Consider the following 23,463-nt stretch of genomic DNA (forward strand, 5'->3'; position numbering starts at 1 on the left):
GGTGTGTGGGTGTAGCTTCTTATGTTCGATTGGAATGACATTCTGGATTTCTGGTTCGGGGATCTTGACGAGGAAGGGTTGCCTGACCGCTTTCATCGGAATCGCTGGTTTCACTCTGACCGCAGGTTTGATCAGGAAATCCGCCACCGCTTTCTGTCCGTTGTGCTGTTTGCATCGGAGAGCGGCCTTGCCCACTGGCGGGCGCAGGCCGGCGGTGCGTTGGCAGAGATTATCCTTTTGGATCAGTTTTCCCGGAATATTTACCGTGGCAATGCTCTCGCCTACGAGCATGATAAGGTTGCAAGAACGCTGGCCAGGCAGGCCATGAACAAAGGTCAGGATATGATGCTGCCAGCGGTGCACAGAGCCTTCCTGTATATGCCTTTGCAGCACTCCGAACGCCTTGAGGATCAAGATCTGTCCGTTGAGTGTTATGAGCAGTTGGCCGCCTCGGCGGATGGCATCCTGGGTGATTTCATGACGAGCTTTGTGCAGTCGGCCCATGATCATCGGGAAATCATTGCTGAGTTTGGTCGTTTTCCCCATCGCAATGCGGTACTCAAGCGTCTTTCCACGCCCGGAGAAGAAGAATATCTGAAGAAGGGGCGTCGCTTCGGTCAATAATATTCTCGATAGCGGCCCTAAACACAATTAGCTCTTAAAAAATGTCGACTGCGTCAACGTTTGTGCCTCTGAATTCCGTCACCATTTACAAAAAGTAACAATAGGTCCGAAGCAATCTCGCCATGCGACTGGCTTCGTGCCGGGCGTCAGGATGACGACACAAGGTGGCAATCATGGGGCATGTACAGGCACTGAGGCTATGGCAGTCTAGTGAACTTCCCGAGGACCGGTCCTTCCGGGAATCGATCCATTACAGCGGGCGTAAGACCGCACGGGCGAAAAGCGAATACCGGCGCCTGCAGATTCTTGAGGCGACCTTGCGCATCGCTGCCCGGGATGGTTTACGGGGCATCAAGCATCGGGCCGTTGCCCGTGAAGCGAAAGTCCCACTGGCGTCGACGACCTACTATTTTCGCGATATCAACGAGCTGATCAGTGATTCTTTCATGCTGTTTGCGGAAAAGGCACGGGAGGAACTGAGTCATTTCTACGACACCATTAACCTGGTACTCGACAGCATCCCGGACGAGACCCGACGCCGTGGTGGCGAGGGGCGCAGTGAATTGGCGACACGCCTGACGGCCATCACTACGGCGTATCTGGCAGAACAGTTCTCCGAACGTCGGGAGCAGGTGCTGGCGGAACAGGTATTCCTGATGGAGTCGCTGAGGGACGAAAGGTTGGCGGACCTGGCGAGGAGTTACCGCAGTGCATGGATTGCCGGTCTGGAGCAGATTCTCCAAAGACTTGATTCACCGGCGCCGGCCAGGGACGCTTCGTTGTTGGTCAATGTCGTGCTCGGCCTGGGGTACGACACCATGCTCAATCAGAGAGTGGCGGATGCGAAAACCCTGGAACAGTCGGTACACAGAATCATATGCATGATTCTCGGATTATAGAAGGCAAACGTCGCTGATTGTGGTGTTTTGTATAAAATTCGTACATACTGACGGGCGTCCCGATTTTCCCTGTTAGAATAGCCGACACTTGGGCTCTGGCGCGGGCATTTTACCCGCAGTGCTAATTGTTGAGCTGATCTGACAGGGTTTACAGAATGCTGAAAAATACAATCGCTGGCCGTTTTGGTCTTGTGCTGATAGCCGCACTTTTTCTCCCCACTCAGGGTTCCGCGACGTCTTTTGACAATACACTCCTGGCACGACTTTCCGGTGCAGCCCCGAAGCTGAATGTTGAAGTCCTGCAGCAGGCATTGAAAGCATCATCCTGCGCGGTGTCGAACGGTGTTGAGATGCCGGAGCGACTGGCGGTGATCGATTTTTCCCTGCCATCCAGTGAAGAGCGCCTTTGGATTTTCGATCTGGCCAGCGGGAAGCTGGTACTCAGGGATCTGGTTGCCCATGGCAAGAACTCCGGAAACCTGGAGTCCACGGCATTCTCCAATATTGAAGGGAGTCACCAGTCCAGCATTGGTCTGTTCAAAGCCAGTGAATCCTACCGGGGCAAGCACGGCTATTCCCTGCGACTCGATGGGCTGGAGCCCGGCATCAATGATCTGGCTCGACAGCGTGCCATCGTAATTCATGGGGCGGATTACGTGAATGACAGCTGGGTCCGTGATTATGGCCGTATCGGCCGCAGTCACGGTTGCCCCGCGGTTGACCAGCAAGTGATCCAGCAGGTGGTGGATAACCTGAAAGGTGGTCAGTTGGTGTTCAAATACTATCCGGACCAGAAATGGCTGCAGTCGTCCGGGTATCTGAACTGCGAGACAGGTCAGATTGCGGGTGTCGATAAGAGTGGATTGGATAACAGTTGATCACCAGGCGTTGGCAGGGTTAAAAACTTGCCAAAAAGTGGTTGACGCCCGCGAACGAATCCGTAGAATACGCCTCCGTTGTCGGCATCAAGTCAGCAACTATAAGCGGGAATAGCTCAGTTGGTAGAGCACAACCTTGCCAAGGTTGGGGTCGCGAGTTCGAATCTCGTTTCCCGCTCCAGATTCCGGAAACCCGGCCCCTGAAAAGGCCGGGTTTCTTCGTTTTTAAGCGCTGCATTCCCGCGTTTCCTGATCCAACTCGGTTATACTCTTCGCCCAACCTTTCAGTTTTTAGCGACGGTGGGAGGAAGTGTGAGAGTCCATTCCCTGTATATCTATCCGGTGAAATCCCTGGCCGGTATTCCGGTGCCTTTTTTTGATATGGACGACTTCGGTCCGGCGGGCGACCGTCGCTGGATGATTGTTGATTCCGACCGGCGGTTCGTCACTCAACGCGACTACCCGATGCTGGCCAGGGTCCATACGGCGCTTGAGGGGGATTGTGTTAGGGTGAGCATCCCGGGTGAGGGTGACTACCTGCTACAACCGGGTGAAGAAGAGGCGCGGGTGCTGGTCTGGCGTGACTGGGTCAAGGCCGTTTACAGCGCGGCAGAAGCGTCTGAAGCCTTGAGCCGATTCTGCGGCGTAGACTTCCGTTTTGTCTACATGCCGGACACGGCTTTTCGGCGAGTGGATGCTGGCCGGGTTACCGAAGAGCGCAGAGTGAGTTTTGCGGATGGATTTCCGTTCCTGGTCACCAACCTTGCCTCTCTGGATGAGTTGAACAGCAGACTCGAGACGCCAGTAGAGATACGTCGCTTTCGCCCCAATATCGTGGTTGAAGGGGCTACGGCGTGGAGCGAGGATGATTGGCGGCAGTTAATGATCGGTGAGCAGGCATTCAGTCTTGTTAAACCCTGTTCCCGCTGCGTGATGACCACAGTTGATCCGGATACCGGTGTAAAGGGATCGGATCTTCAGCCGTTGCGGACCCTCGGGCAGTATCGCCGGACGGTCGATGGAGTCATTTTTGGAATGAATGCCATTCACGAGGCGCCAGGCACTGTTCGTGTCGGTGACCCCGTGATCAATAGAACGACAGGTTAGTAACACGAGTAATAAGGAGTAATAACACGGTGCCATTGTTATCGCTGGATGCCATTTCCCTGGCTTTTGGTATGCAGCCGCTGCTGGATAAAGCCTCGCTGAATATGGAAGCGGGGGAGCGGGTGTGTCTGCTGGGTCGTAACGGAGAAGGTAAATCCACGCTGCTCAGGATTGTCAGTGGTGAAGTCACGCCAGAGGGCGGCGTCGTGCGTCTGGAAGAAGGGGCGAGGCTGGCGGTACTACCGCAGAATCTGCCTGCAGAAGACCGTCGTACGGCTTATGAGGTGGTCGCCAGCGCTTTCCCTGAAACTGGCGAGTTACTGGCGCGTTTTCACTCGTTGTCGCAGCAGGCGGATGAGGCCAGCCTGGATCAGATGATGAAGGTTCAGGAGCGTCTGGAGGCACTGGACGGGTGGCGGCTGGATCAAAAAGTTGGCGCCATTCTCGAGCAGTACAGTATTGATCCTGAGCAGACTCTGAACACCCTCTCCGGGGGCTGGCAGCGGCGGGTACTGTTGGCGAAAGCGCTGGTTGCAGAACCGGATATCCTGTTGCTTGACGAGCCGACCAACCACCTGGACGTGCCTGCAATTGCCTGGCTGGAAGAGGCGCTTGGGCAGTTCCGTGGAGCCATCCTGTTTGTCAGTCACGACCGGGCGTTCATTCGCAAGATGGCGACCCGGATTGTGGAACTGGATCGGGGGAAGCTGGTCAGTTTTTCGGCGACTTATGACAAGTACCTGGAGTTGAAAGAGAAGGCGCTTGAGGAAGAGGAGCGACAGAACGCGTTGTTTGATAAGCGTCTGAAACAGGAAGAAGCCTGGATCAGACAGGGGATCAAGGCGCGGAGAACCCGCAACATGGGGCGGGTCAGGGCGCTGAAGGCGATGCGTGAAGAGCACCGCCAACGCCGGGTCCGGGGTGGCACCGCAAGCTTCGTTGTGGAAGATGCGGATCGGTCGGGCAAGCTGGTTGTCGAAGCGAAAGAGGCTGGATTCCATTATCCGGATGGAAGTCCGGTGATTGAGGATATGAACCTGACGGTCCTTCGTGGCGACAAGATCGGCCTGGTGGGGGAAAACGGCACGGGAAAGACCACGCTGGTGAGGTTGCTGCTTGGAAACCTGAAGCCTACGGAAGGTTCGATTCGACTGGGCACGAACCTTGAAGTGGCTTACTTTGATCAGCTTCGGGGGGAGTTGGATCTGGAGCGCAATGCCCTTGATAACCTCTCTGAGGGGCGGGAATTCATCGAGATTAACGGTCAGAGCAAGCACGTTCTTGGTTATCTCCAGGAGTTTCTGTTCAGTCCCCAGCGGGCCCGATCGCCTGTCAGCGTGTTCTCCGGAGGGGAGAGGGCGCGTTTGTTACTGGCCAAGCTGTTTAGCAAGCCGGCCAATATACTGGTGCTTGATGAGCCAACCAACGATCTGGACGTGGAAACGCTGGAGTTACTTGAAGCACAGTTAGTGGAGTTCAAGGGCACTGTTATTGTCATCAGTCACGATCGGGAATTCCTCGATAATGTGGTAACAGACACCATTTTCCTGGATGGTTCCGGAGCTGTCAGGGAATACGTGGGTGGTTACAGTGACTGGCGCCGTCAAGGTGGTTTTTTTCCGGCAGAGCGTAAGGCAGCCCGTCGGGAAAAGCCGGCGAAGCCTTTAAAGCCGGTGGCGTCACCGCAGCAAAATGTCACAGCTGTGGCGGAATCCACAAAATCGAAACCCATAAAGCTGAGTTATAAGCTTAAACTTGAGCTGGACGAATTGCCGGGCAAAATTGAGTCGCTGGAAACGGAGGTTGCGGCGCTTCAGGACCGAATCTCGGACCCGGAATTTTACTCAGGCCCACCGGAAGGCGTATCGAAGACGCTGGCTGAGCTGGCGGACACGGAAGCCCGGTTGGAAAAAGTCATCGAGCGGTGGATGGAGTTGGAAGAACAGGCCAATCAATGAATGTTAATTACAGTTTTCGGTTCCAGGATGGGCGTCAGGTTGACTTTAAGGTGACAAGCCAGCCCTCGGAGGTTGATTCACCCTTGCCATCCTGGGCTCGGCTTGAGCATTGCCAGTGTTCAAATTGCCCACTGAAACCAGAGGAATCTCCTCATTGTCCTGCCGCGACAGAGATCCTGCCGGTGGTGACTGCGTTCAAGGCAGATGAGGCGTATCAGAAAGTGGATGTAAGCGTCACTGATGAGCGTCGTACGTACTCCAAGTCCACCTCACTTGAGGAGGCCTTGCGGTCGTTGCTCGGATTGAAGATGGCGACCAGTGGCTGCCCGGTTTTGGGCGAGCTCAGGTCAATGGCCGTTCATCACCTGCCGTTTGCCAGCACCGATGAATTCATCATGAGAAGTGTTTCCCATTACCTGCTCCAGCAATATTTCGCCAAACGCAATCATAAGGAGCCCGACTGGGAACTACAGGGCCTTGTGGAGAGAAACCAGCGCCTACAGCTGGTAAACCAGGCGTTGTGGCAAAGAATCCATTCGGTATGCGAGGGAGACAGCAACCTCAAAGCGTTGCTGAATTTCTTTTCCATGGCATCTAGCGTCAGCTTTTCGCTGGAGAGCCAATTACGGAAGCTTGAAAGCAAGATGGAAGGCGGCGGGTAATTTTCCTGACCCTGACCCACCTGGCCACCTGGAGAGTCCAGGGGCCGGTGAGCGGAGGGGAGTTAGTGAATCCGGACTGCCAGGACATCACACTCTGTGCCGTGAAGCACGCCGTTGGCGGTTGATCCCAGCAACAGCTGAAAGCCCTTACGACCATGACTGCCAACGATAATGAGGTCAACGTCCTGTTCTTTGGCCAGTCTGTGTATTTCCGACTCCGGCCTGCCCACCGTTATGACCTGATTGTTGTCGGTAACGCCGTACTGCTTGCCATAGGCTGCGAGTTGCTCCTTGGCAGCCTTGTCCAGTTGATCCTGCAATTCCGTCAGATCCATCGGAATGTCGCCGCCGTAGGCATACCCGACGGGCTCCACGACATGTACCAGCAGCAATTCAGCGCCATGGGCTTTGCTGATTTCCTGTGCCTTGTTAAGAACCTGGGGGGCCTCCTCGGTCAGATCTATGGCCACCAGCATCTTTTTATAGCTCGACATTGCGTTGCTCCTTAGCGAACAAGTGGTTCTGCAGAATAACCATGATTTCAGGATAGTCGAAAAACGAATGTTCGGAACTGACAGGTATCAAAAAAACACTGATACCGGGGTGTGGGGAAAGTTGACGGGGGCAGGGTAGTGAGGAGTCCGCCCCCGTGGTTCTCAGGTGTTGCTCTGGAGCAGTGTGATGGTGGTGTCCAGGCCCCGGAGAATGCCTTTGGAGTATCGATCAATCACGAATGCCACATTGTTCTCGTTGTAATTGATGTAGGAGCCACGAATGAACTGCCACTTGGAGGTGATATCCTCCAGTGTGTTCTTGAGATCACCCTTTTTGCCACCCCTGTTGATTTCGGCCAGCAAGATGTCGAATCTGAGAGCTTGCTGATCCAGCGACTCCTCTATTGAAGAGCCCTGGAATGTCTGCGAGACCGTTGAGTATGTCCGGGCGGAATATTTGGCCATCATCTGGGCGAGGGTGATGGCCGCGGATCTGGCCGCTTCCACGCGGGAGCTGGTGGAGGTTTCGCTGCTTTCCCGGGAAACGTCGTATAACTCGGTGGCCATCTGGCTCATCGTCAGTGCTTGGTTGGCCATATCGGAAACCAGTCGAAGATCCGGGTAGCCGGTGTTACGTACATCGTTAATATTGTCCCGCATCAGGCTCTTGAAGGAATCGAATTCGCCGTTGAGCTTTTCGACATCTTCATTGCTGAGAATGCCCGCTGTGCTTTCTGCGAGATTGTTCATGGATGTATTGGCGTTATTAATGTTGCCCACAATTTCATTGAGGGTGTTGGTGTCACCGTTGGCGCTGAATCGATAGTAAGCATCCAGGGCAAGGTAGTTGCTGACACGGAACTTGTGCAGGTCGGAAAGAAATCCGTCTCCGGTTTCTGCTCGTGCTGCAAAAGAAGTAAGGGCGAGCAGTACCAGGGCTGCAACGAGTGAGCGTACCCGAAGGCGAGCGTCGGTCATCGGATAGATCTCCGTACGTGTGTTTTATTATTGTGGACTAAAGTCTCGGTCCGAAGGTAAAGTAACTCAGCCAGCCGATCAAGCGGTTTTACAGCCTGTAACACGGGCAAATGTAAAGTGCTGCCAAATTTGTGTGACGCAGTTCCGGTTTTTGTTAAGACGCGGATATACCACACTGAAAAACAATAAATTCGAATCACCAGTTTCCCCGGTGCCTTCGCCTCCGCTGAAGACTTTTGCACCGATTCTTCCAGAAACAAATTGACAAATGAGCTGTTTTTTTTCATCGTGTGCCCTCACGATTCAAACGACTGTATGAATTTTGAATCGAATTATCGGGCAGTGACCGAAATCTCGCTGCATCCGCAGGCACTTGCCAACATCTGAAAAGGCGAGGGGTCTGCAAGCAGTTCCAAACACAGACTGGAGATCAGTTGATGATTTACGAAGGTAAAGCCATCACGGTTAAAGAGATCGAAGGCGGGATCGCTCAGTTGAACTTTGACTTGCAGGGCGAGTCAGTCAACAAGTTCAACCGTCTCACCATCGAAGAACTGGGCGCCGCAGCGGAAGCACTCAAATCCCAGAAGAACCTGAAAGGGTTGGTCGTAACCAGCTCCAAGGACAGCTTCATTGTCGGTGCTGATATCACCGAGTTTACCGAGCTGTTTGCCGGTTCCGAAGAAGACCTCGTTGCGAATAATCTCAAGGCCAACGAAGTTTTCAACGCTATTGAAGATCTGCCGTTCCCGACGGTTACCGCCATCAACGGTATCGCACTGGGCGGTGGTTTCGAAATGTGCCTGGCGACCGACTACCGCGTTATGGCTCCCAAGGCCAAGGTAGGTCTGCCAGAGGTCAAGCTGGGCATTTTCCCGGGCTTTGGCGGCACTGTGCGCCTGTCCCGTTTGGTGGGCGTGGATAATGCCATCGAGTGGATCAGTGGTGGTACTGAAAATCGGGCTGACGCCGCTCTGAAAGTAGGCGCTGTGGATGCTGTTGTAGAAGCCGACAAGTTGGTTGAGGCGGCTGTTGCCATTATCAATCAGTGCAACGAAGGCAAGCTGGACAACGAAGCGCGTCGCGAAGAGAAGAAAGGCAAAATCAAGCTTAACGCCATGGAAAGCATGATGGCGTTCGAGATTTCCAAGGCGTTCGTCGCTGGTAAAGCAGGCAAGAACTATCCGGCGCCTGTCGAAGCCATCAAGGTGATGCAGAAGCACGCCGGCATGACCCGCGACAAGGCAATCGAGGTAGAAGCCAAAGGCTTTGCCAAGATGGCCAAGACCAACGTGGCGGCCTGCCTGGTAGGTCTGTTCCTGAACGATCAGGCCCTCAAGAAGAAAGCCAGCGCCTGGGAGAAGGAAGCCGCTGACGTGAAACTGGCGGCCGTACTGGGTGCCGGAATCATGGGCGGTGGTGTGGCCTACCAGTCCGCACTGAAGGGTACACCGATCATCATGAAGGACATCAACCAGGACGGTATCGCCCTGGGATTGAAGGAAGCCAAGAAGCTTCTGTCCAAGCGTGTTGACAAGGGCAAGATGGACGCCGGCAAGATGGCCGACGTGCTCAACAGCATCACTCCGACCCTGAACTACGGTGATTTCAAGAACGTAGACCTGGTTGTTGAGGCAGTTGTTGAAAACCCGAAGGTGAAAGATGCGGTTCTGCGTGAAACCGAAGAGATGGTTCGTGATGACGCCATCCTGACCTCCAACACCTCTACCATTTCCATCGACCTTCTGGCCAAGAACCTGAAGCGTCCGGAAAACTTCTGTGGCATGCACTTCTTCAACCCGGTGCACATGATGCCGCTGGTTGAGGTTATCCGTGGCTCGAAGACCAGCGACCGTGCTATCGCGACCACCGTGGCTTACGCGAAGGCCATGGGCAAGACGCCGATCGTGGTTAACGACTGCCCGGGCTTCCTGGTTAACCGTGTTCTGTTCCCTTACTTTGGCGGCTTTGCCGGCCTGCTGCGTGACGGCGCCGATTTCCAGAAAGTCGACAAGGTCATGGAAAAGTTCGGTTGGCCGATGGGCCCCGCATACCTGCTGGACGTTGTTGGCATGGATACCGCCAAGCACGCCGACGAGGTGATGGCGGAAGGCTTCCCGGATCGCATGAAGTCCGACTTCAAGTCCGGTGTCGAAGTGATGTTCGAGAACAACCGTTACGGACAGAAGAACGACAAGGGCTTCTACAAGTACGAACTGGACCGCAAGGGCAAACAGAAGAAGGTTGTCGACGAAGAAGTCTACAAGCTGCTCGAGCCGGTTGTTCAGGGTAAGAACGATTTCAGCGACGAAGACATCATCGCCCGTATGATGATTCCTCTGTGTCTGGAAACCGTTCGCTGCCTGGAAGACGGCATCGTCGAAGATCCGGCAGATGCTGATATGGGTCTGATCTTCGGTATCGGCTTCCCGCCGTTCCGTGGTGGTGCCCTGCGCTATATCGACGATATGGGTGTAGACAAATTCGTCGAACTGGCAGACAAGTTTGCAGATCTCGGTCCTCTGTATCAGCCGACCGAGAAGCTGCGTGAAATGGCCAAGACTGGCAAAAAGTTCTTTGGCTAACCCTGAACGAGATTTCCGAACGGAGAAAGATCTATGAGCCTTAATCCGAGAGACGTTGTCGTCGTCGATTGCGTGCGGACTCCGATGGGGCGTGCCAAAAATGGCTGCTTCCGCAACGTGCGTGCCGAAACACTGTCTGCCGCGCTGATCGAAGCACTGTTTGAGCGCAACCCGAAGCTCGACGCGAAAGAAGTTGAAGACGTGATTTGGGGCTGTGTGAACCAGACCAAAGAACAGGGCTTTAACGTGGCGCGTCAGATTTCATTGCTGACCCGCATCCCGCACGAGTCAGCGGCACAGACCGTCAACCGTCTGTGTGGTTCTGCCATGAGCGCGATCCACACCGCCGCCCAGGCGATCCAGACCGGTAACGGTGATGTGTTCGTGGTTGGCGGTGTTGAGCACATGGGCCACGTACCCATGACCGCCGGTTTTGATCACAACCCGGCTGCTTCCAAGTATTCCGCCAAGGCTTCCAACATGATGGGCCTGACTGCGGAAATGCTGGCGAAGATGCACGGTATCACCCGTGAGCAGCAGGATGAGTTTGGTGCGCGTTCTCATCGCCTGGCCCACGAAGCGACAGTAGAAGGCCGCTTCAAGAACGAAATCGTACCCATCGAGGGTCACGATGAGAATGGCTTCAAGGTACTGATCGAGAACGACGAAACCATTCGTCCGGAGACCACTGCTGAGTCCCTGGGCCAGCTGAAGCCAGCGTTTGATCCGAAGAACGGTACCGTGACTGCTGGCACCTCTTCTCAGCTGACCGATGGCGCAGCGGCTATGGTGCTGATGTCTGCGGAACGTGCTGAAGCGTTGGGTCTGAAGCCGATTGCCCGGATTCGCGGCATGGCGGTTGCCGGTTGTGATCCCGCAATTATGGGTTACGGTCCGGTCCCGGCCACCAAGAAGGCACTGAAGCGTGCTGGCCTGAAAGTCGAGGATATCGACTTCTGGGAACTAAACGAAGCCTTCGCGGGTCAGTCCCTGCCGGTCCTGAAGGATCTGAAGCTGCTGGGCGTGATGGAAGAGAAAGTGAACCTGAACGGCGGCGCGATTGCCCTGGGTCATCCGCTGGGCTGCTCTGGTGCACGTATCTCCACAACCCTGCTGAACGTTATGCAGGCCAAAGGCGGTAAGCTTGGTGTATCCACCATGTGTATCGGCCTGGGTCAGGGCATTGCAACGGTATGGGAGCGTCTCTGATTCGGTAGGCCGAATCGGTAACGCTGTCCTGAAGGCCCGGCAATTGCCGGGCCTTCCTGTTTATGCTTCCTTTAAAAAAGCAGGGCGGAAACTAAAGAATGGGTTGTCTTGCTTTTCTTGACCCTGTAAAACAATGCACCTATACAATGTGACGGCTATTTAGTGTTTTCTAGCCGACTGATTTTACAGCGAGTTTACGGTTTGCTGATTTTTTAACCGATTATCGCCAAGGATACAGATCTCCGATATGGGTAAAAGTCTCGTTATTGTCGAGTCGCCAGCGAAAGCGAAGACCATCAACAAATATCTGGGCTCGGACTTCATCGTGAAGTCGAGCGTCGGGCATATTCGTGATCTTCCCGTCAGCGGCAGTGGCTCTCAGTCAGATCCAAAAGAACGTGCGAAACAGGCAGCGGCAACGCGCAAGATGAGCCCGGAAGAGAAGGCGGCGCACAAGAAGCGCAAGGCCCGCGAGCAGCTGGTCGCCCGGATGGGTGTGGACCCGGATCAGGACTGGAGCGCCCGGTACGAGATCCTGCCCGGCAAGGAAAAGGTTGTCAGCGAACTCAAGCGGCTGGCGAAGTCCGCCGACCATATCTATCTGGCAACGGATTTGGACCGCGAAGGGGAGGCGATTGCCTGGCATCTTCAGCAAACCATCGGTGGCGAGTCTGACAAGTACCGCCGTGTTGTCTTCAACGAGATTACCAAGCGCGCGATCCAGGCGGCCTTTGACGATCCGGGTGCTCTGGACAATAACCGTGTGAATGCTCAGCAGGCGCGGCGTTTCCTCGACCGGGTCGTGGGTTACATGGTGTCGCCGCTGCTGTGGGCCAAGATTGCCCGGGGGTTGTCGGCGGGGCGTGTCCAGTCTGTAGCAGTACGCCTGATCGTCGAGCGTGAGCGCGAAATCCGCAAGTTCATTCCGGAAGAATTCTGGCAATTGCATGCGGATCTTGGTGCCGAGCAGGCCAAAGAGCCGGTGCGCTTCGAAGTCACCCGTTACCAGGACAAACCCTACCGACCTGTTAACGAGCAACAAAGCAGCGAGCATGTTGATCGCCTGAAAGGCGGCTCGTTCCGTGTTGCCAAGCGGGAAGACAAGCCGACAAGATCCCGGCCTTCGGCGCCGTTTATCACCTCCACGCTGCAACAAGCGGCCAGTAATCGTATGGGGTTCAGCGTCAAGAAGACCATGATGCTGGCGCAACGCTTGTATGAGGCGGGGTACATCACCTACATGCGGACGGACTCAACCAACCTGAGTCAGGACGCGGTAGCCGGTTGCCGCGATTTTATCGCGAAGCAGTTCGGTGATCGGTACTTACCAGAGAAGCCCAGGGTATATGGCAGCAAGGAGGGCGCTCAGGAGGCCCACGAGGCGATTCGCCCGACGGAGGTCAGTCGCCGGCCATCAGACATCAGCGGCCTGGAAAAGGATGCTGAGAAGCTCTACGACCTGATCTGGCGCCAGTTCATGGCATGCCAGATGGCCGACGCCGAATTTCTGAGCACGTCCATTGTCGTGGCTAATGGAGACTACGAGCTGCGTACCCGTGGCCGCATCATCAAGTTTGACGGTTTCCTCAAGGCTGCGCCTCAGTCTGCAAAGAAAGATGAAGATGTGGCGTTGCCGGACATCAAGGTTGATGAAACCCTGGATCTGGCCAAACTGGACCCGAGCCAGCACTTTACCAAACCGGCACCCCGATATACGGAAGCGAGCCTGGTCAAGGAGTTGGAGAAGCAGGGTATCGGGCGTCCATCCACATACGCCTCTATTATTTCCACCATTCAGGACCGGGGCTACGTCAGGTTGCAAAACCGCCGTTTCTACGCCGAGAAAATGGGCGAGATTGTCACTGAACGGCTGTCCGAGTCCTTCCCGAACCTGATGGATTTTGATTTCACCGCCAAGATGGAAGGTGAGCTGGATGATATCGCTGAAGGTGAGGTGGACTGGAAAAAGGTTCTGAACGACTTCTACAGCCGTTTCCGCAAACAACTGGAAACCGCTGAAGGCAGTGAAGACGGGAGCATGCGGGCCAATACACCGACGGAAACGGACATTCCGTGCCCGACCTGCAGCCGCCCGATGCAGATTCGCGTAGCCAGTACCGGCGTGTTCCTCGGATGTTCCGGCTATTCCTTGCCACCCAAGGAGCGCTGCAAAACCACCATCAACCTGGTTTCCGGGGATGAAGTGGTCAGCGCTGATGATGATGTGGAAGGCGAGGGCGAAACCCGATTGCTTCGCAAGAAGCGCCGTTGTCCGAAATGTGGAACCGCCATGGACAGCTACCTGGTGGACGAAGGCCGCAAACTGCATGTGTGTGGTAATAACCCTGACTGTTCCGGTTTTGAGGTGGAGAAGGGTACCTTCCGCATCAAGGGTTACGAAGGGCCGACACTGGAATGCGACAAGTGTGGTTCCGAGATGCAGTTGAAAACCGGCCGATTCGGCAAGTATTTCGGCTGCACCAACACGGAATGCAAGAATACCCGTAAGCTACTCAAGAGTGGCGAGCCCGCTCCGCCCAAGATGGATCCGGTGCCGATGCCCGAACTCCAGTGCCAGAAGGTGGACGACACCTACGTGCTGCGGGACGGCGCTTCCGGCCTGTTCCTGGCGGCCAGCAAATTCCCGAAGAATCGGGAAACCCGGCCACCGCTGGTGATGGAGATCAAACCGCACCGTAAGGAAATTGATCCGAAGTACGATTTCCTGATGGATGCGCCTGAGCGTGATCCGGAAGGTAATCCGACGGTGATTCGCTACAGCCGCAAGAGCAAGGAGCAGTACGTCATGTCTGAGAAAGAGGGCAAGGCGACGGGCTGGTCGGCGTGGTATGTGAACGGGAAGTGGCAGCCGAAGGAGAAGAAATAGAAGTTCTCCCCCTCTCCCCTCGCGGGAGAGGGGTTTGAGGAGCGGGGGTTATCGAGACTTCCGTAAGCGCTGAATCAGCGAGGAGGTGTCCCAGCGGCGCCCTCCCATATCCTGGACATCCCCATAGAACTGGTCCACCAAGGCCGTTACAGGCAACTTGGCGCCGTTCTGGCGGGCCTCCTCAAGGCATATCCCAAGATCCTTGCGCATCCAGTCGACGGCAAAGCCATAATCGAATTTGCCGTCGATCATCGTTCCGGAGCGGTTTTCCATCTGCCAGGATTGGGCAGCCCCCTTTGAAATCACATCCACTACCTTGCGCACATCAAGCTCGGCCTGTTCGGCGAAGTGCAGGGCTTCAGAAAGGCCCTGTACCAGGCCGGCAATAGCAATCTGATTGACCATTTTGGTTTTCTGGCCACTGCCGGCTGGCCCCATCAGGTTAAGGGCTCTTGAGTAGCATTCAAGAATGGGCTTTGCGCGCTCGAATATCGGCGGTTCGCCACCGCACATGATGGTGAGCTGACCATTCTCGGCGCCTTGTTGGCCGCCGGAAACCGGGGCATCGATAAAGCCCTGGCTCCTTGCTTTCGCTGATTGCGCGAGTTGCTCGGCGATGCCTGCGGATGCGGTGGTATGGTCAACCAGAATGGCACCTTCGGGGGCGTTTGAAATGATGCCTTCGCTGCCCTCATAGACGGCTAAAAGATCCTTGTCGGCCCCCACGCATGTCAGCACGATGTCGGCATTCCGGACGGCTTCGGCGATAGATTGGCAGGCGGTTCCCGAATAATCTTTTGTCCAGGCCTCAGCCTTGGAAAAAGTTCGGTTCCAAACCCTGACGTCATAACCGGCATTTGCCAGATGACCTGCCATGGGATAGCCCATGACACCCAGTCCGATAAAGGCAGCTGTGGTGGTCATTCATCCTCTCCTGAGCGTGGTTGTAATTGGGTTAACTTATCATAGGCCACTTATCCCGCGCACAAAAAAAAGGCCGCTGAGTCAGCGGCCTTTTCGGGGTTCCGGTTTTCCGGAGGATTACTTTTTGTCGTAATCGCGGCTTTCGGGACCGGTATACAGCTGGCGCGGACGGCCAATGCGGTAGTCCCCGGATACCATCTCGTTCCAGTGGGAGAACCAGCCGATGGTGCGTGACATGGCAAAGATCACTGTGAACATGGACGTGGGGATACCGATGGCCTTGAGGATCAGGCCAGAGTAGAAGTCCACGTTCGGGTACAGCTTGCGCTTGACGAAGTATTCGTCTTCCAGCGCGATCTTCTCCAGGCGCTGGGCGATCTTCAGCAGAGGATCGTTTTCCAGGCCCAGCTCGCTCAGTACTTCGTGAGCGGTTTCGGCCATCACCTTGGCGCGCGGGTCGAAGTTCTTGTAAACCCGGTGGCCAAAGCCCATCAGGCGGAACGGATCGTCTTTGTCCTTGGCCTTGGCGATGAACTTCTCGATGTTCTTCTCGTCACCGATTTCTGCCAGCATGTCCAGGACGGCCTCGTTGGCGCCGCCGTGAGCCGGGCCCCACAGGGCGGCAATACCGGACGCAATACAGGCGTAGGGGTTGGCGCCGGTGGAGCCGGCCAGGCGCACGGTAGAGGTAGAGGCATTCTGCTCGTGATCGGCGTGCAGGATGAAGATCTTGTCCATGGCTTTCGCCAGGATCGGGTTCGGCTTGTACTCTTCACAGGGTACGCCAAACATCATCTGCAGGAAGTTCTCGGAATAGGAGAGGTCGTTGCGCGGATACATGAACGGCTGACCGATGCTGTACTTGTAGCACCATGCCGCGATGGTCGGCATTTTGGCAATCAGGCGGTGCGCAGTAATCTCACGCTGATGTGCGTCAGTGACGTCCATCTGGTCGTGATAGAACGCGGACAGGGCGCCTACGACACCACACATGATTGCCATCGGATGCGCATCCCGGCGGAAACCCTGGAAGAAATTGCGCATCTGGTCGTGCAGCATGGTGTGGTTTTTGATGGTGTCGTGGAACTTCCTGTTTTCGTCTGCGGTCGGCAGTTCGCCTTTCAGCAGGAGGTAGCAGACTTCCAGGTAATCGGAATTTTCCGCCAGCTGTTCGATGGGGTAGCCGCGGTGAAGCAGCACGCCGTTGGCGCCATCGATGTAGGTAATCTTGGATTCGCAGGCTGCGGTGGATACAAAACCCGGATCGTAGGTAAATACGCCTTCCTGGACCAGACTCCGTACGTCGATAACGTCGGGGCCGACGGTGCCTGAGTAAACCGGTAGCTCAATGGACTTGTCACCCACCGAGAGCGTGGCTTTCCTGTCGGTCATGGTGCTCTCCTATATATCAGCTTTGACAGCTTTTCAGTATTTGGATGCGCTAGAAGGCGCGTATTATCGCAAAACTGGCGGCAAAATATAGGGCGTTGGCTTTTTTTGTCAATGGAAGAGGGCGGAAAAACCATTATTTGACATTCCGTGTAAATGAGGGAATACACGAACAAGGCCCTTTTCACGGCAAAATTAAATTTGTCAATAATTCTTATAGCCGGTGCGAGGCCGCTGATTACAGGCGCTTAGGCGAGTTGCGCGTTTGTAATTAACAGGGGTACTCCTTATAATCCCTAGCCCGGAATCGAGGATAGATTCTGCCTGGGCGCTTTCCAACGTCGGTAGCGCCGGGTGGGCAGGGTGTATTCTTCCTCCTGAGCCAATCGTGTGCCGGTTTCGTATCAGCACACCGATCCTTACATACCAACTATCTGCACCGGTCACTTCGACCGATTGTGGAACCAAGAGAGAGTGTGAGAGCGCTGTGAATAGCAAACGACCAGTTAATCTCGATCTCGGCAAGTTTCATTTTCCGCTGCCAGCCATTACGTCCATATTGCACCGTATCAGCGGCATCATCATTTTTGTTGGTGTTGCGTTCCTGCTTTACGGGCTTCAGCTTTCCCTGTCCGGGGAAGAAGGCTTCAGTCGCGTCAATGATTTGCTGGACAGCTTCCTTGCAAAGCTGATCATCTGGGGCATTTTGTCTGCTCTGCTTTACCACCTGGTGGCAGGTATCAAACACCTGTTGATGGATATGGGCATTGGTGAAGAGCTAGAAAGTGGCCGCCTCGCCGCGAAGATCACGATTGTGGTTTCCGTCATTCTCATCGTTCTGGCAGGAGTCTGGGTATGGGCAGCGTAAACAGCGTAACGAATCTGGGCCGCAGTGGCGTTTATGACTGGTTGATTCAGCGTGTTACCGCCTATGTTCTGGCACTCTACACACTGTTCCTGCTGGGCTTTATGGTGTTCAGCGACGTAAATTATGAAACGTGGTCAGCACTGTTCGGGCAGACCTGGTTCCGCATCTTTACCCTGCTGGCGCTGCTTTCTATCGGTGCCCACGCCTGGGTAGGGCTCTGGACCGTCACAACCGATTACATCAAGGCCATGGCACCGCGCTTCCTGGTTCAGGCGGCTTGTGGTCTGACCATGTTCGTCTATGTGGTCTGGGGCATTCAGATTCTTTGGGGGCTTTAATCAATGGCTAATATCAAGACCATGTCTTACGACGCGATTGTTATCGGTGGTGGCGGTGCCGGTATGCGAGCGGCCCTGCAGCTGACCGAGTCAGGCGTCAACACTGCGTGTATCACAAAAGTATTTCCGACCCGTTCCCACACGGTGTCTGCCCAGGGTGGTATCACCTGCGCTATCGCCAGTGCTGATCCCAACGATGACTGGCGCTGGCATATGTATGACACCGTCAAGGGGTCAGACTATATCGGTGACCAGGACGCCATTGAGTACATGTGCTCGGTAGGTCCTCAGGCCGTTTTCGAGCTGGAGCACATGGGGCTGCCGTTTTCCCGCACCGAGCAGGGCCGTATTTACCAGCGTCCGTTTGGTGGTCAGTCCAAGGACTACGGTAAAGGTGGCCAGGCTGCCCGTACCTGTGCCGCTGCCGACCGTACCGGTCATGCGCTGCTGCACACCCTTTACCAGGCCAACCTGAAAGGTGGCACGACGTTCCTCAACGAGTGGTACGCGGTCGATCTGGTCAAGAACAGCAAGGACGAAGTCGTTGGTGTTGTTGCCATTGAAATCGAAACCGGCGAAGTGGCCTACATCAAGTGTAAGGCAACGGTTCTCGCCACTGGCGGTGCCGGCCGTATCTACGCCTCCACCACTAACGCCCTGATCAACACCGGTGACGGTATTGGTATGGCCCTGCGCGCAGGCTATCCGGTGCAGGACATGGAAATGTGGCAGTTCCATCCGACCGGTATCCACGGTGCCGGCACACTGGTAACAGAAGGCTGCCGGGGTGAGGGCGGTTATCTCATCAACGCCGAAGGCGAGCGGTTTATGGAGCGTTACGCTCCGAACGCGAAAGATCTGGCGGGTCGTGATGTGGTCGCGCGCTCAATGGTTATCGAAATCCTTGAAGGTCGCGGCTGTGGTCCTGACAAGGATCACGTCCTGCTGAAGCTGGACCATTTGGGTGAAGAAACCCTGAACCTGCGTCTGCCGGGTATCTGTGAGCTGTCCCGCACCTTCGCTCACGTGGATCCTGTGAAAGAGCCAATCCCGGTTGTTCCGACCTGTCACTACATGATGGGTGGTATTCCGACCAACGTGGGTGGTCAGGCCCTGACCCAGGACGAAAATGGCAACGACAAGCCGATTCCCGGCCTGTTTGCCTGTGGTGAAGCGGCTTGTGTGTCTGTACACGGTGCCAACCGTCTGGGCGGTAACTCCCTGCTGGACTTGGTGGTCTTCGGTCGTGCGGCGGGTCTTCATATCGAAGAGCAGCTTCGTGGTGGCTTTGAGGTCGATGGTGCCAGCGAGGAAGATATCAAGCGTGCCATGGCCCGCCTTGATCGCCTGAACAGTGCCTCTGAAGGTGAAAGTGTTGCTGAGGTCCGTAAGGATCTGCAGAACTGCATGCAATTGTATTTCGGTGTGTTCCGTGACGGTAGTAGCATGGAAGAGGGCTTGAAGAAGCTTGAATCCATCGGTGAACGTGTTCGCAAGACCAAGCTGGCTGATACCAGCAGCGCGTTCAACACTGCGCGGATTGAAGCGCTGGAACTGGATAACCTGTACGAAGTTGCCCTGGCCACGGCTATCTCTGCCTTTGAGCGTAAGGAAAGCCGCGGTGCCCATGCCCGTAACGACTTCACCGAGCGTGATGACGAGAACTGGCTGAAGCACTCCGTATACTTCCCGCTCGAGAAGCGTGTTGGCAAGCGTGACGTGAACTTCTCACCGAAGACCGTCGACACCTTCCAGCCGAAGATCCGGACTTACTAAGGGGGACGCACAAAATGTTGGTAAGCCTTTACCGTTATAACCCGGAAACTGACAACGCGCCCTATATGCAGGACGTGGAGCTGGAGCTTCCGGAAGGCAAGGATCTGATGGTCCTGGATGTCCTGAACTTGCTGAAGGAGAAGGATCCGTCTATCGCCTATCGTCGCTCCTGTCGTGAGGGTGTTTGTGGCTCTGACGGCATGAACATGAATGGCAAGAATGGTCTGGCGTGCATCACGCCCATGTCCCAGGTGCTCAAGAACAACAAGCTTGTTCTTCGCCCCCTGCCAGGGCTGCCGGTTATTCGTGACCTGGTGGTGGATATGGGCCTGTTCTACAAGCAGTACGAAAAGGTTATGCCGTACCTTGTGAACGACCAGCCTGCGCCTGCGATTGAGCGCCTGCAGTCTCCCGAGGACCGCGAGAAGCTGGACGGCCTGTACGAGTGTATTCTCTGTGCCTGCTGCTCCACGTCCTGTCCATCGTTCTGGTGGAATCCGGACAAGTTCGTTGGACCGGCCGGTCTGCTTCAGGCCTACCGCTTCCTGGCGGACAGCCGCGATACCGCTCAAGCCGAGCGTCTTGCCAATCTGGATGACCCGTTCAGCGTTTTCCGCTGCCGGGGCATCATGAACTGTGTCAGCGTTTGTCCGAAAGGCCTGAACCCCACAAGGGCAATCGGCCATATTCGGAATCTTCTGCTCCAGCGGGCGACTTAAAAGCAGAAAATAAAACTAACGCTATACTGTTCTGATCAGCTAGCATCCGGAAGGCCCTGCAACGGCGCGGGGCCTTCAACCAAAGGCTTATAGTCAAAAGTCTTAACAGGGTGCACACTACGCGGGCCGTGACGGGAACTTAAAAGGTTGTCTCGCGGTTTCGCTGAGTACAAAACCACCGGGGAACGGAAAACATCCTTGCTGGGTGTGGTGGCCAAAGTCGATCCCGTAAAAACCCGTATTGACTGAGATTTACCCCTGGCCGACCATACTGAGCTCCCCCGCACCAGCCCAAGGTGAGCTATTCAAAATGCACGAAAGCATAATGGAGCAGTTATGGCAGACTTCCCACTTGCAGGGGGGAAATCTGGCCTATGTTGAACAGCTTTTTGAAACCTACCTGACAGACCCCAATGCCGTTCCCGAAGAGTGGCGCAGCTACTTTGACAAGCTTCCCAGCGTTGACGGCTATAAAGGTCGTGATATTGTCCACTCTTCCATCCGCGAACAATTCGAACACATCTCCCGCAATCAGCGTTTCCTGGCCAATGGTGTCCCGGCCAGTGCAACCTCCGATGCTGATAAAAAGCAGATTCGTGTTCTACAGCTGATCAATGCCTTTCGTTTCCGTGGTCACCAGGAATCAAAGCTGGATCCGCTGGGAGTCTGGCAGCGTCCCACGGTAGAAGATCTCGATCCGACCTTTCACGAACTCTCTGAAGCCGACAACGACCTGGAGTTCCAGACCGGTTCCCTGAGCTTTGGTTCTGAAACCATGAAGCTCGGCGATATCATCAAAGGTCTGCGTCAGACGTATTGTGAAAGTGTTGGTGCCGAGTACATGCACGTGGTCGACACCCGAATCAAGCGTTGGTTCCAGCAACGCATGGAGCCGGTCCGTTCACGGCCCGAGTACGAAGCGAAAACCCGTAAACATATTCTTGAGCGTCTGACAGCCGCGGAAGGTCTGGAGAAGTATCTGGGCTCTCGTTATCCCGGTGTTAAACGTTTTGGCCTTGAAGGTGGCGAAAGCCTGATTCCCTGTCTTGATGAACTGATCCAGCGTGCCGGCTCATATGGCGCCAAGGAAATTGTTCTCGGCATGGCACACCGTGGCCGCCTGAACGTGCTGGTGAATACCCTGGGCAAGAACCCGAAAGAGCTCTTTGACGAGTTTGAGGGTAAGAAGCTGGCCGATTCTGGCTCCGGCGATGTGAAATACCATCAGGGCTTCTCATCCAACGTGATGACGCCGGGCGGCGAAGTTCACCTGGCGATGGCCTTCAACCCTTCCCACCTAGAAATCGTTTCTCCGGTTGTTGAGGGCTCGGTTCGAGCTCGTCAGACTCGTCGTAACGACAACGATGGTACCCAGGTCGTTCCGATCATCATGCACGGCGATGCGGCGTTCGCCGGCCAGGGCGTGGTGATGGAAACCTTCCAGATGTCCCAGACCCGGGGCTATGGCATCGGCGGTACGATCCATATCGTGATCAACAACCAGGTTGGTTTCACCACCAGCAAACAGGAAGACGCGCGCTCGACGGAATACTGCACAGATGTCGCCAAGATGGTTCAGGCGCCCATCCTGCACGTGAATGCGGATGACCCGGAAGCGGTGATGTTTGTTACCCAGATGGCCATGGACTACCGCAACGAGTTCAAGCGGGACGTGGTGATTGATCTGGTCTGCTATCGCCGTCGTGGCCATAACGAGGCGGATGAGCCGGCGGCCACCCAGCCGGTCATGTATGAAAAGATCCGTAAGCTGAAAACCACCCGTGCGCTATACGCGGACGCGTTGATTGCTGACGGTATTATCTCCGAAGATGAGTCCAAGCAGATGGATCTGGACTATCGTGATGCGCTTGATGAAGGTGATCACGTGGTCAAGTCTCTGGTCAAGGAGCCTAACAAGGAACTCTACGTTGACTGGACGCCATTCCTTGGCCACGAATGGACTGCCAAGTGTAAGTCCAGTGTGTCACTGAAAACCATCCAGAAACTGGGCAAGAAGCTCACTCATGTTCCGGAAGGCTTCAGTGTTCAGCGCCAGGTGTCGAAAATCATCAGTGACCGCGAGAAAATGACCGCCGGTGCCCTGGGCATCAACTGGGGTTATGGCGAGGTCATGGCCTACGCAACGTTGTTGGAAGAGGGGCATCCCATTCGCCTGACCGGTCAGGACGTTGGGCGCGGCACTTTCTCCCACCGTCACGCGGTACTGCACAATCAGAAAGGCGGATCCACCTACACCGCCCTGGAGCACTTGTCCGAGGATCAGCCTAAGTTCGAAATCTATGACTCGCTGTTGTCTGAAGAAGCCGTCATGGCCTTTGAATATGGCTACTCCACAACGGCTCCCAATGGGCTGGTTGTCTGGGAAGCCCAGTTTGGTGACTTTGCCAACGGCGCCCAGGTGGTTATTGACCAGTTCCTGACCAGTGGGGAGCACAAGTGGGGCCGTCTGTGCGGCCTGACGTTGCTTCTGCCTCACGGTTACGAAGGGCAGGGGCCGGAGCACAGTTCTGCGCGCCTTGAGCGTTTCCTGCAGCTGTGTGCCGAACACAATATACAAGTGTGTGTGCCGACGACTCCGTCTCAGGTTTTCCATATGCTTCGCCGTCAGGTGAAGCGCCCGCTGCGCAAGCCGCTGGTAGCGATTACCCCGAAGAGTCTGCTGCGTCATAAGGAGGCTACCTCCGATCTGGACGACCTGACCTCCGGCACGTTCCAGACTGTATTGCAGGAGAAAGAGCCGTCCGATCCGAAGAAGATCACCCGCCTGATCATGTGCAGCGGCAAGGTTTACTTCGATCTGCTTGAAAAGAAAAAGGCGGATGAGCGGGAAGATGTTGCGATTGTTCGTATCGAGCAACTGTATCCGTTCCCGGGTGATGACATGGATGAGGTTCTGGCCCTGTACCCCAAACTCAAGCATGTAGTCTGGTGTCAGGAAGAACCGATGAACCAGGGTGCCTGGTATTGCAGTCAGCACCATATGCGTAATGCACTGCACCGCAAGAACCCGAAATTGTATCTTCAGTATGCCGGTCGTGATGCTTCGGCTGCTCCTGCATGTGGACACATGTCCGTTCACATCGAAGAGCAGAAGAAACTGGTTAACGACGCGTTTGAAATCTGACGAGCTACCGAACTAAGGATCCG

Annotated in this window: 18 protein-coding genes and 1 tRNA gene; 15 read left to right on the forward strand and 4 right to left on the reverse strand. The window is 55.3% G+C overall.

All coding sequences use genetic code 11. From position 1 onward, the window contains the following. Nucleotides 1-21 precede the first annotated feature (21 nt). The 7 genes from MARLIPOL_RS06740 to MARLIPOL_RS06770 all read left to right on the forward strand — a co-directional run bounded on the left by MARLIPOL_RS06740 (nt 22) and on the right by MARLIPOL_RS06770 (nt 6,128). Nucleotides 22-624, forward strand: a complete 603-nt coding sequence (locus MARLIPOL_RS06740; protein ID WP_012137299.1) for a DUF924 family protein — start codon at nt 22-24, stop codon at nt 622-624. 173 nt (nt 625-797) lie between these two features. Next, on the forward strand, nt 798-1,523 hold the full coding sequence (locus MARLIPOL_RS06745) for a TetR/AcrR family transcriptional regulator (protein ID WP_012137300.1): 726 nt from the start codon (nt 798-800) through the stop codon (nt 1,521-1,523). A gap of 155 nt (nt 1,524-1,678) precedes the next feature. After that, entirely contained in the window at nt 1,679-2,401 is a 723-nt protein-coding gene (locus tag MARLIPOL_RS06750) for a murein L,D-transpeptidase catalytic domain family protein (RefSeq protein ID WP_012137301.1), read from the forward strand. A 105-nt stretch (nt 2,402-2,506) separates the two neighbouring features. Then, nucleotides 2,507-2,582, forward strand: a tRNA-Gly gene (locus tag MARLIPOL_RS06755). A gap of 131 nt (nt 2,583-2,713) precedes the next feature. After that, nucleotides 2,714-3,508: an MOSC domain-containing protein gene (locus MARLIPOL_RS06760; RefSeq protein ID WP_012137302.1), complete on the forward strand. Its 795-nt coding sequence runs from the start codon at nt 2,714-2,716 to the stop codon at nt 3,506-3,508. 29 nt (nt 3,509-3,537) lie between these two features. Beyond that, nucleotides 3,538-5,466: an ATP-binding cassette domain-containing protein gene (locus tag MARLIPOL_RS06765; RefSeq protein ID WP_012137303.1), complete on the forward strand. Its 1,929-nt coding sequence runs from the start codon at nt 3,538-3,540 to the stop codon at nt 5,464-5,466. Then, nucleotides 5,463-6,128, forward strand: a complete 666-nt coding sequence (locus MARLIPOL_RS06770; protein WP_012137304.1) for a DUF6901 family protein — start codon at nt 5,463-5,465, stop codon at nt 6,126-6,128. The genes MARLIPOL_RS06765 and MARLIPOL_RS06770 overlap by 4 nt, the downstream gene beginning before the upstream one ends. Before the next feature lie 62 nt (nt 6,129-6,190). Here the strand turns inward: MARLIPOL_RS06770 and MARLIPOL_RS06775 are convergent, their stop codons facing one another. After that, nucleotides 6,191-6,622, reverse strand: coding sequence for a universal stress protein (locus MARLIPOL_RS06775; protein ID WP_012137305.1), 432 nt, complete (start codon nt 6,620-6,622; stop codon nt 6,191-6,193). Between the two features lie 162 nt (nt 6,623-6,784). Continuing rightward, entirely contained in the window at nt 6,785-7,600 is an 816-nt protein-coding gene (locus MARLIPOL_RS06780) for a hypothetical protein (RefSeq protein WP_012137306.1), read from the reverse strand. A gap of 437 nt (nt 7,601-8,037) precedes the next feature. On the opposite strand from MARLIPOL_RS06780, the gene fadB reads away from it, so the two are divergent. The 3 genes from fadB to topA all read left to right on the forward strand — a co-directional run bounded on the left by fadB (nt 8,038) and on the right by topA (nt 14,281). Continuing rightward, entirely contained in the window at nt 8,038-10,185 is a 2,148-nt protein-coding gene (gene fadB / locus MARLIPOL_RS06785) for a fatty acid oxidation complex subunit alpha FadB (RefSeq protein ID WP_012137307.1), read from the forward strand. Between the two features lie 33 nt (nt 10,186-10,218). Further along, the gene (fadA, locus tag MARLIPOL_RS06790; protein ID WP_012137308.1) at nt 10,219-11,394 is read left to right on the forward strand and encodes an acetyl-CoA C-acyltransferase FadA; all 1,176 of its coding nucleotides are present in this window, start codon (nt 10,219-10,221) and stop codon (nt 11,392-11,394) included. Between the two features lie 247 nt (nt 11,395-11,641). Next, on the forward strand, nt 11,642-14,281 hold the full coding sequence (gene topA / locus MARLIPOL_RS06795) for a type I DNA topoisomerase (protein WP_012137309.1): 2,640 nt from the start codon (nt 11,642-11,644) through the stop codon (nt 14,279-14,281). Between the two features lie 48 nt (nt 14,282-14,329). Here the strand turns inward: topA and MARLIPOL_RS06800 are convergent, their stop codons facing one another. Beyond that, entirely contained in the window at nt 14,330-15,205 is an 876-nt protein-coding gene (locus MARLIPOL_RS06800) for an NAD(P)-dependent oxidoreductase (RefSeq protein ID WP_012137310.1), read from the reverse strand. 117 nt (nt 15,206-15,322) lie between these two features. Further along, on the reverse strand, nt 15,323-16,597 hold the full coding sequence (gltA, locus tag MARLIPOL_RS06805) for a citrate synthase (protein ID WP_012137311.1): 1,275 nt from the start codon (nt 16,595-16,597) through the stop codon (nt 15,323-15,325). Nucleotides 16,598-17,081: 484 nt separating this feature from the next. Between gltA and sdhC the strand changes: the two genes are divergently transcribed. The 5 genes from sdhC (at nt 17,082) to MARLIPOL_RS06830 (ending at nt 23,440) form a co-directional block, all read left to right on the forward strand. Further along, entirely contained in the window at nt 17,082-17,462 is a 381-nt protein-coding gene (gene sdhC / locus MARLIPOL_RS06810; RefSeq protein WP_012137312.1) for a succinate dehydrogenase, cytochrome b556 subunit, read from the forward strand. Next, a complete protein-coding gene (gene sdhD, locus MARLIPOL_RS06815; RefSeq protein ID WP_012137313.1) occupies nt 17,450-17,800 on the forward strand; it encodes a succinate dehydrogenase, hydrophobic membrane anchor protein in 351 nt (116 codons plus the stop codon). The genes sdhC and sdhD overlap by 13 nt, the downstream gene beginning before the upstream one ends. Before the next feature lie 3 nt (nt 17,801-17,803). Beyond that, entirely contained in the window at nt 17,804-19,576 is a 1,773-nt protein-coding gene (gene sdhA / locus MARLIPOL_RS06820) for a succinate dehydrogenase flavoprotein subunit (protein ID WP_012137314.1), read from the forward strand. 14 nt (nt 19,577-19,590) lie between these two features. After that, entirely contained in the window at nt 19,591-20,295 is a 705-nt protein-coding gene (locus MARLIPOL_RS06825) for a succinate dehydrogenase iron-sulfur subunit (protein WP_012137315.1), read from the forward strand. Nucleotides 20,296-20,605: 310 nt separating this feature from the next. After that, on the forward strand, nt 20,606-23,440 hold the full coding sequence (locus tag MARLIPOL_RS06830; RefSeq protein WP_012137316.1) for a 2-oxoglutarate dehydrogenase E1 component: 2,835 nt from the start codon (nt 20,606-20,608) through the stop codon (nt 23,438-23,440). Nucleotides 23,441-23,463 lie beyond the last annotated feature (23 nt).

The organism is Marinobacter lipolyticus SM19, from assembly GCF_000397065.2.
Classification (GTDB): Bacteria; Pseudomonadota; Gammaproteobacteria; order Pseudomonadales; family Oleiphilaceae; genus Marinobacter; species Marinobacter lipolyticus.

Coding starts and splice junctions, on each gene's coding strand:
- MARLIPOL_RS06740 (WP_012137299.1), top strand. CDS start 22: ATGTTCGATTGGAATGACATTCTGGATTTCTGGTTCGGGGATCTTGAC.
- MARLIPOL_RS06770 (WP_012137304.1), top strand. CDS start 5,463: ATGAATGTTAATTACAGTTTTCGGTTCCAGGATGGGCGTCAGGTTGAC.
- sdhA (WP_012137314.1), top strand. CDS start 17,804: ATGGCTAATATCAAGACCATGTCTTACGACGCGATTGTTATCGGTGGT.
- MARLIPOL_RS06830 (WP_012137316.1), top strand. CDS start 20,606: ATGCACGAAAGCATAATGGAGCAGTTATGGCAGACTTCCCACTTGCAG.
- MARLIPOL_RS06775 (WP_012137305.1), bottom strand. CDS start 6,622: ATGTCGAGCTATAAAAAGATGCTGGTGGCCATAGATCTGACCGAGGAG.
- gltA (WP_012137311.1), bottom strand. CDS start 16,597: ATGACCGACAGGAAAGCCACGCTCTCGGTGGGTGACAAGTCCATTGAG.
- MARLIPOL_RS06825 (WP_012137315.1), top strand. CDS start 19,591: ATGTTGGTAAGCCTTTACCGTTATAACCCGGAAACTGACAACGCGCCC.
- MARLIPOL_RS06745 (WP_012137300.1), top strand. CDS start 798: ATGGGGCATGTACAGGCACTGAGGCTATGGCAGTCTAGTGAACTTCCC.
- sdhD (WP_012137313.1), top strand. CDS start 17,450: ATGGGCAGCGTAAACAGCGTAACGAATCTGGGCCGCAGTGGCGTTTAT.
- MARLIPOL_RS06750 (WP_012137301.1), top strand. CDS start 1,679: ATGCTGAAAAATACAATCGCTGGCCGTTTTGGTCTTGTGCTGATAGCC.
- MARLIPOL_RS06800 (WP_012137310.1), bottom strand. CDS start 15,205: ATGACCACCACAGCTGCCTTTATCGGACTGGGTGTCATGGGCTATCCC.
- fadB (WP_012137307.1), top strand. CDS start 8,038: ATGATTTACGAAGGTAAAGCCATCACGGTTAAAGAGATCGAAGGCGGG.
- fadA (WP_012137308.1), top strand. CDS start 10,219: ATGAGCCTTAATCCGAGAGACGTTGTCGTCGTCGATTGCGTGCGGACT.
- topA (WP_012137309.1), top strand. CDS start 11,642: ATGGGTAAAAGTCTCGTTATTGTCGAGTCGCCAGCGAAAGCGAAGACC.
- MARLIPOL_RS06780 (WP_012137306.1), bottom strand. CDS start 7,600: ATGACCGACGCTCGCCTTCGGGTACGCTCACTCGTTGCAGCCCTGGTA.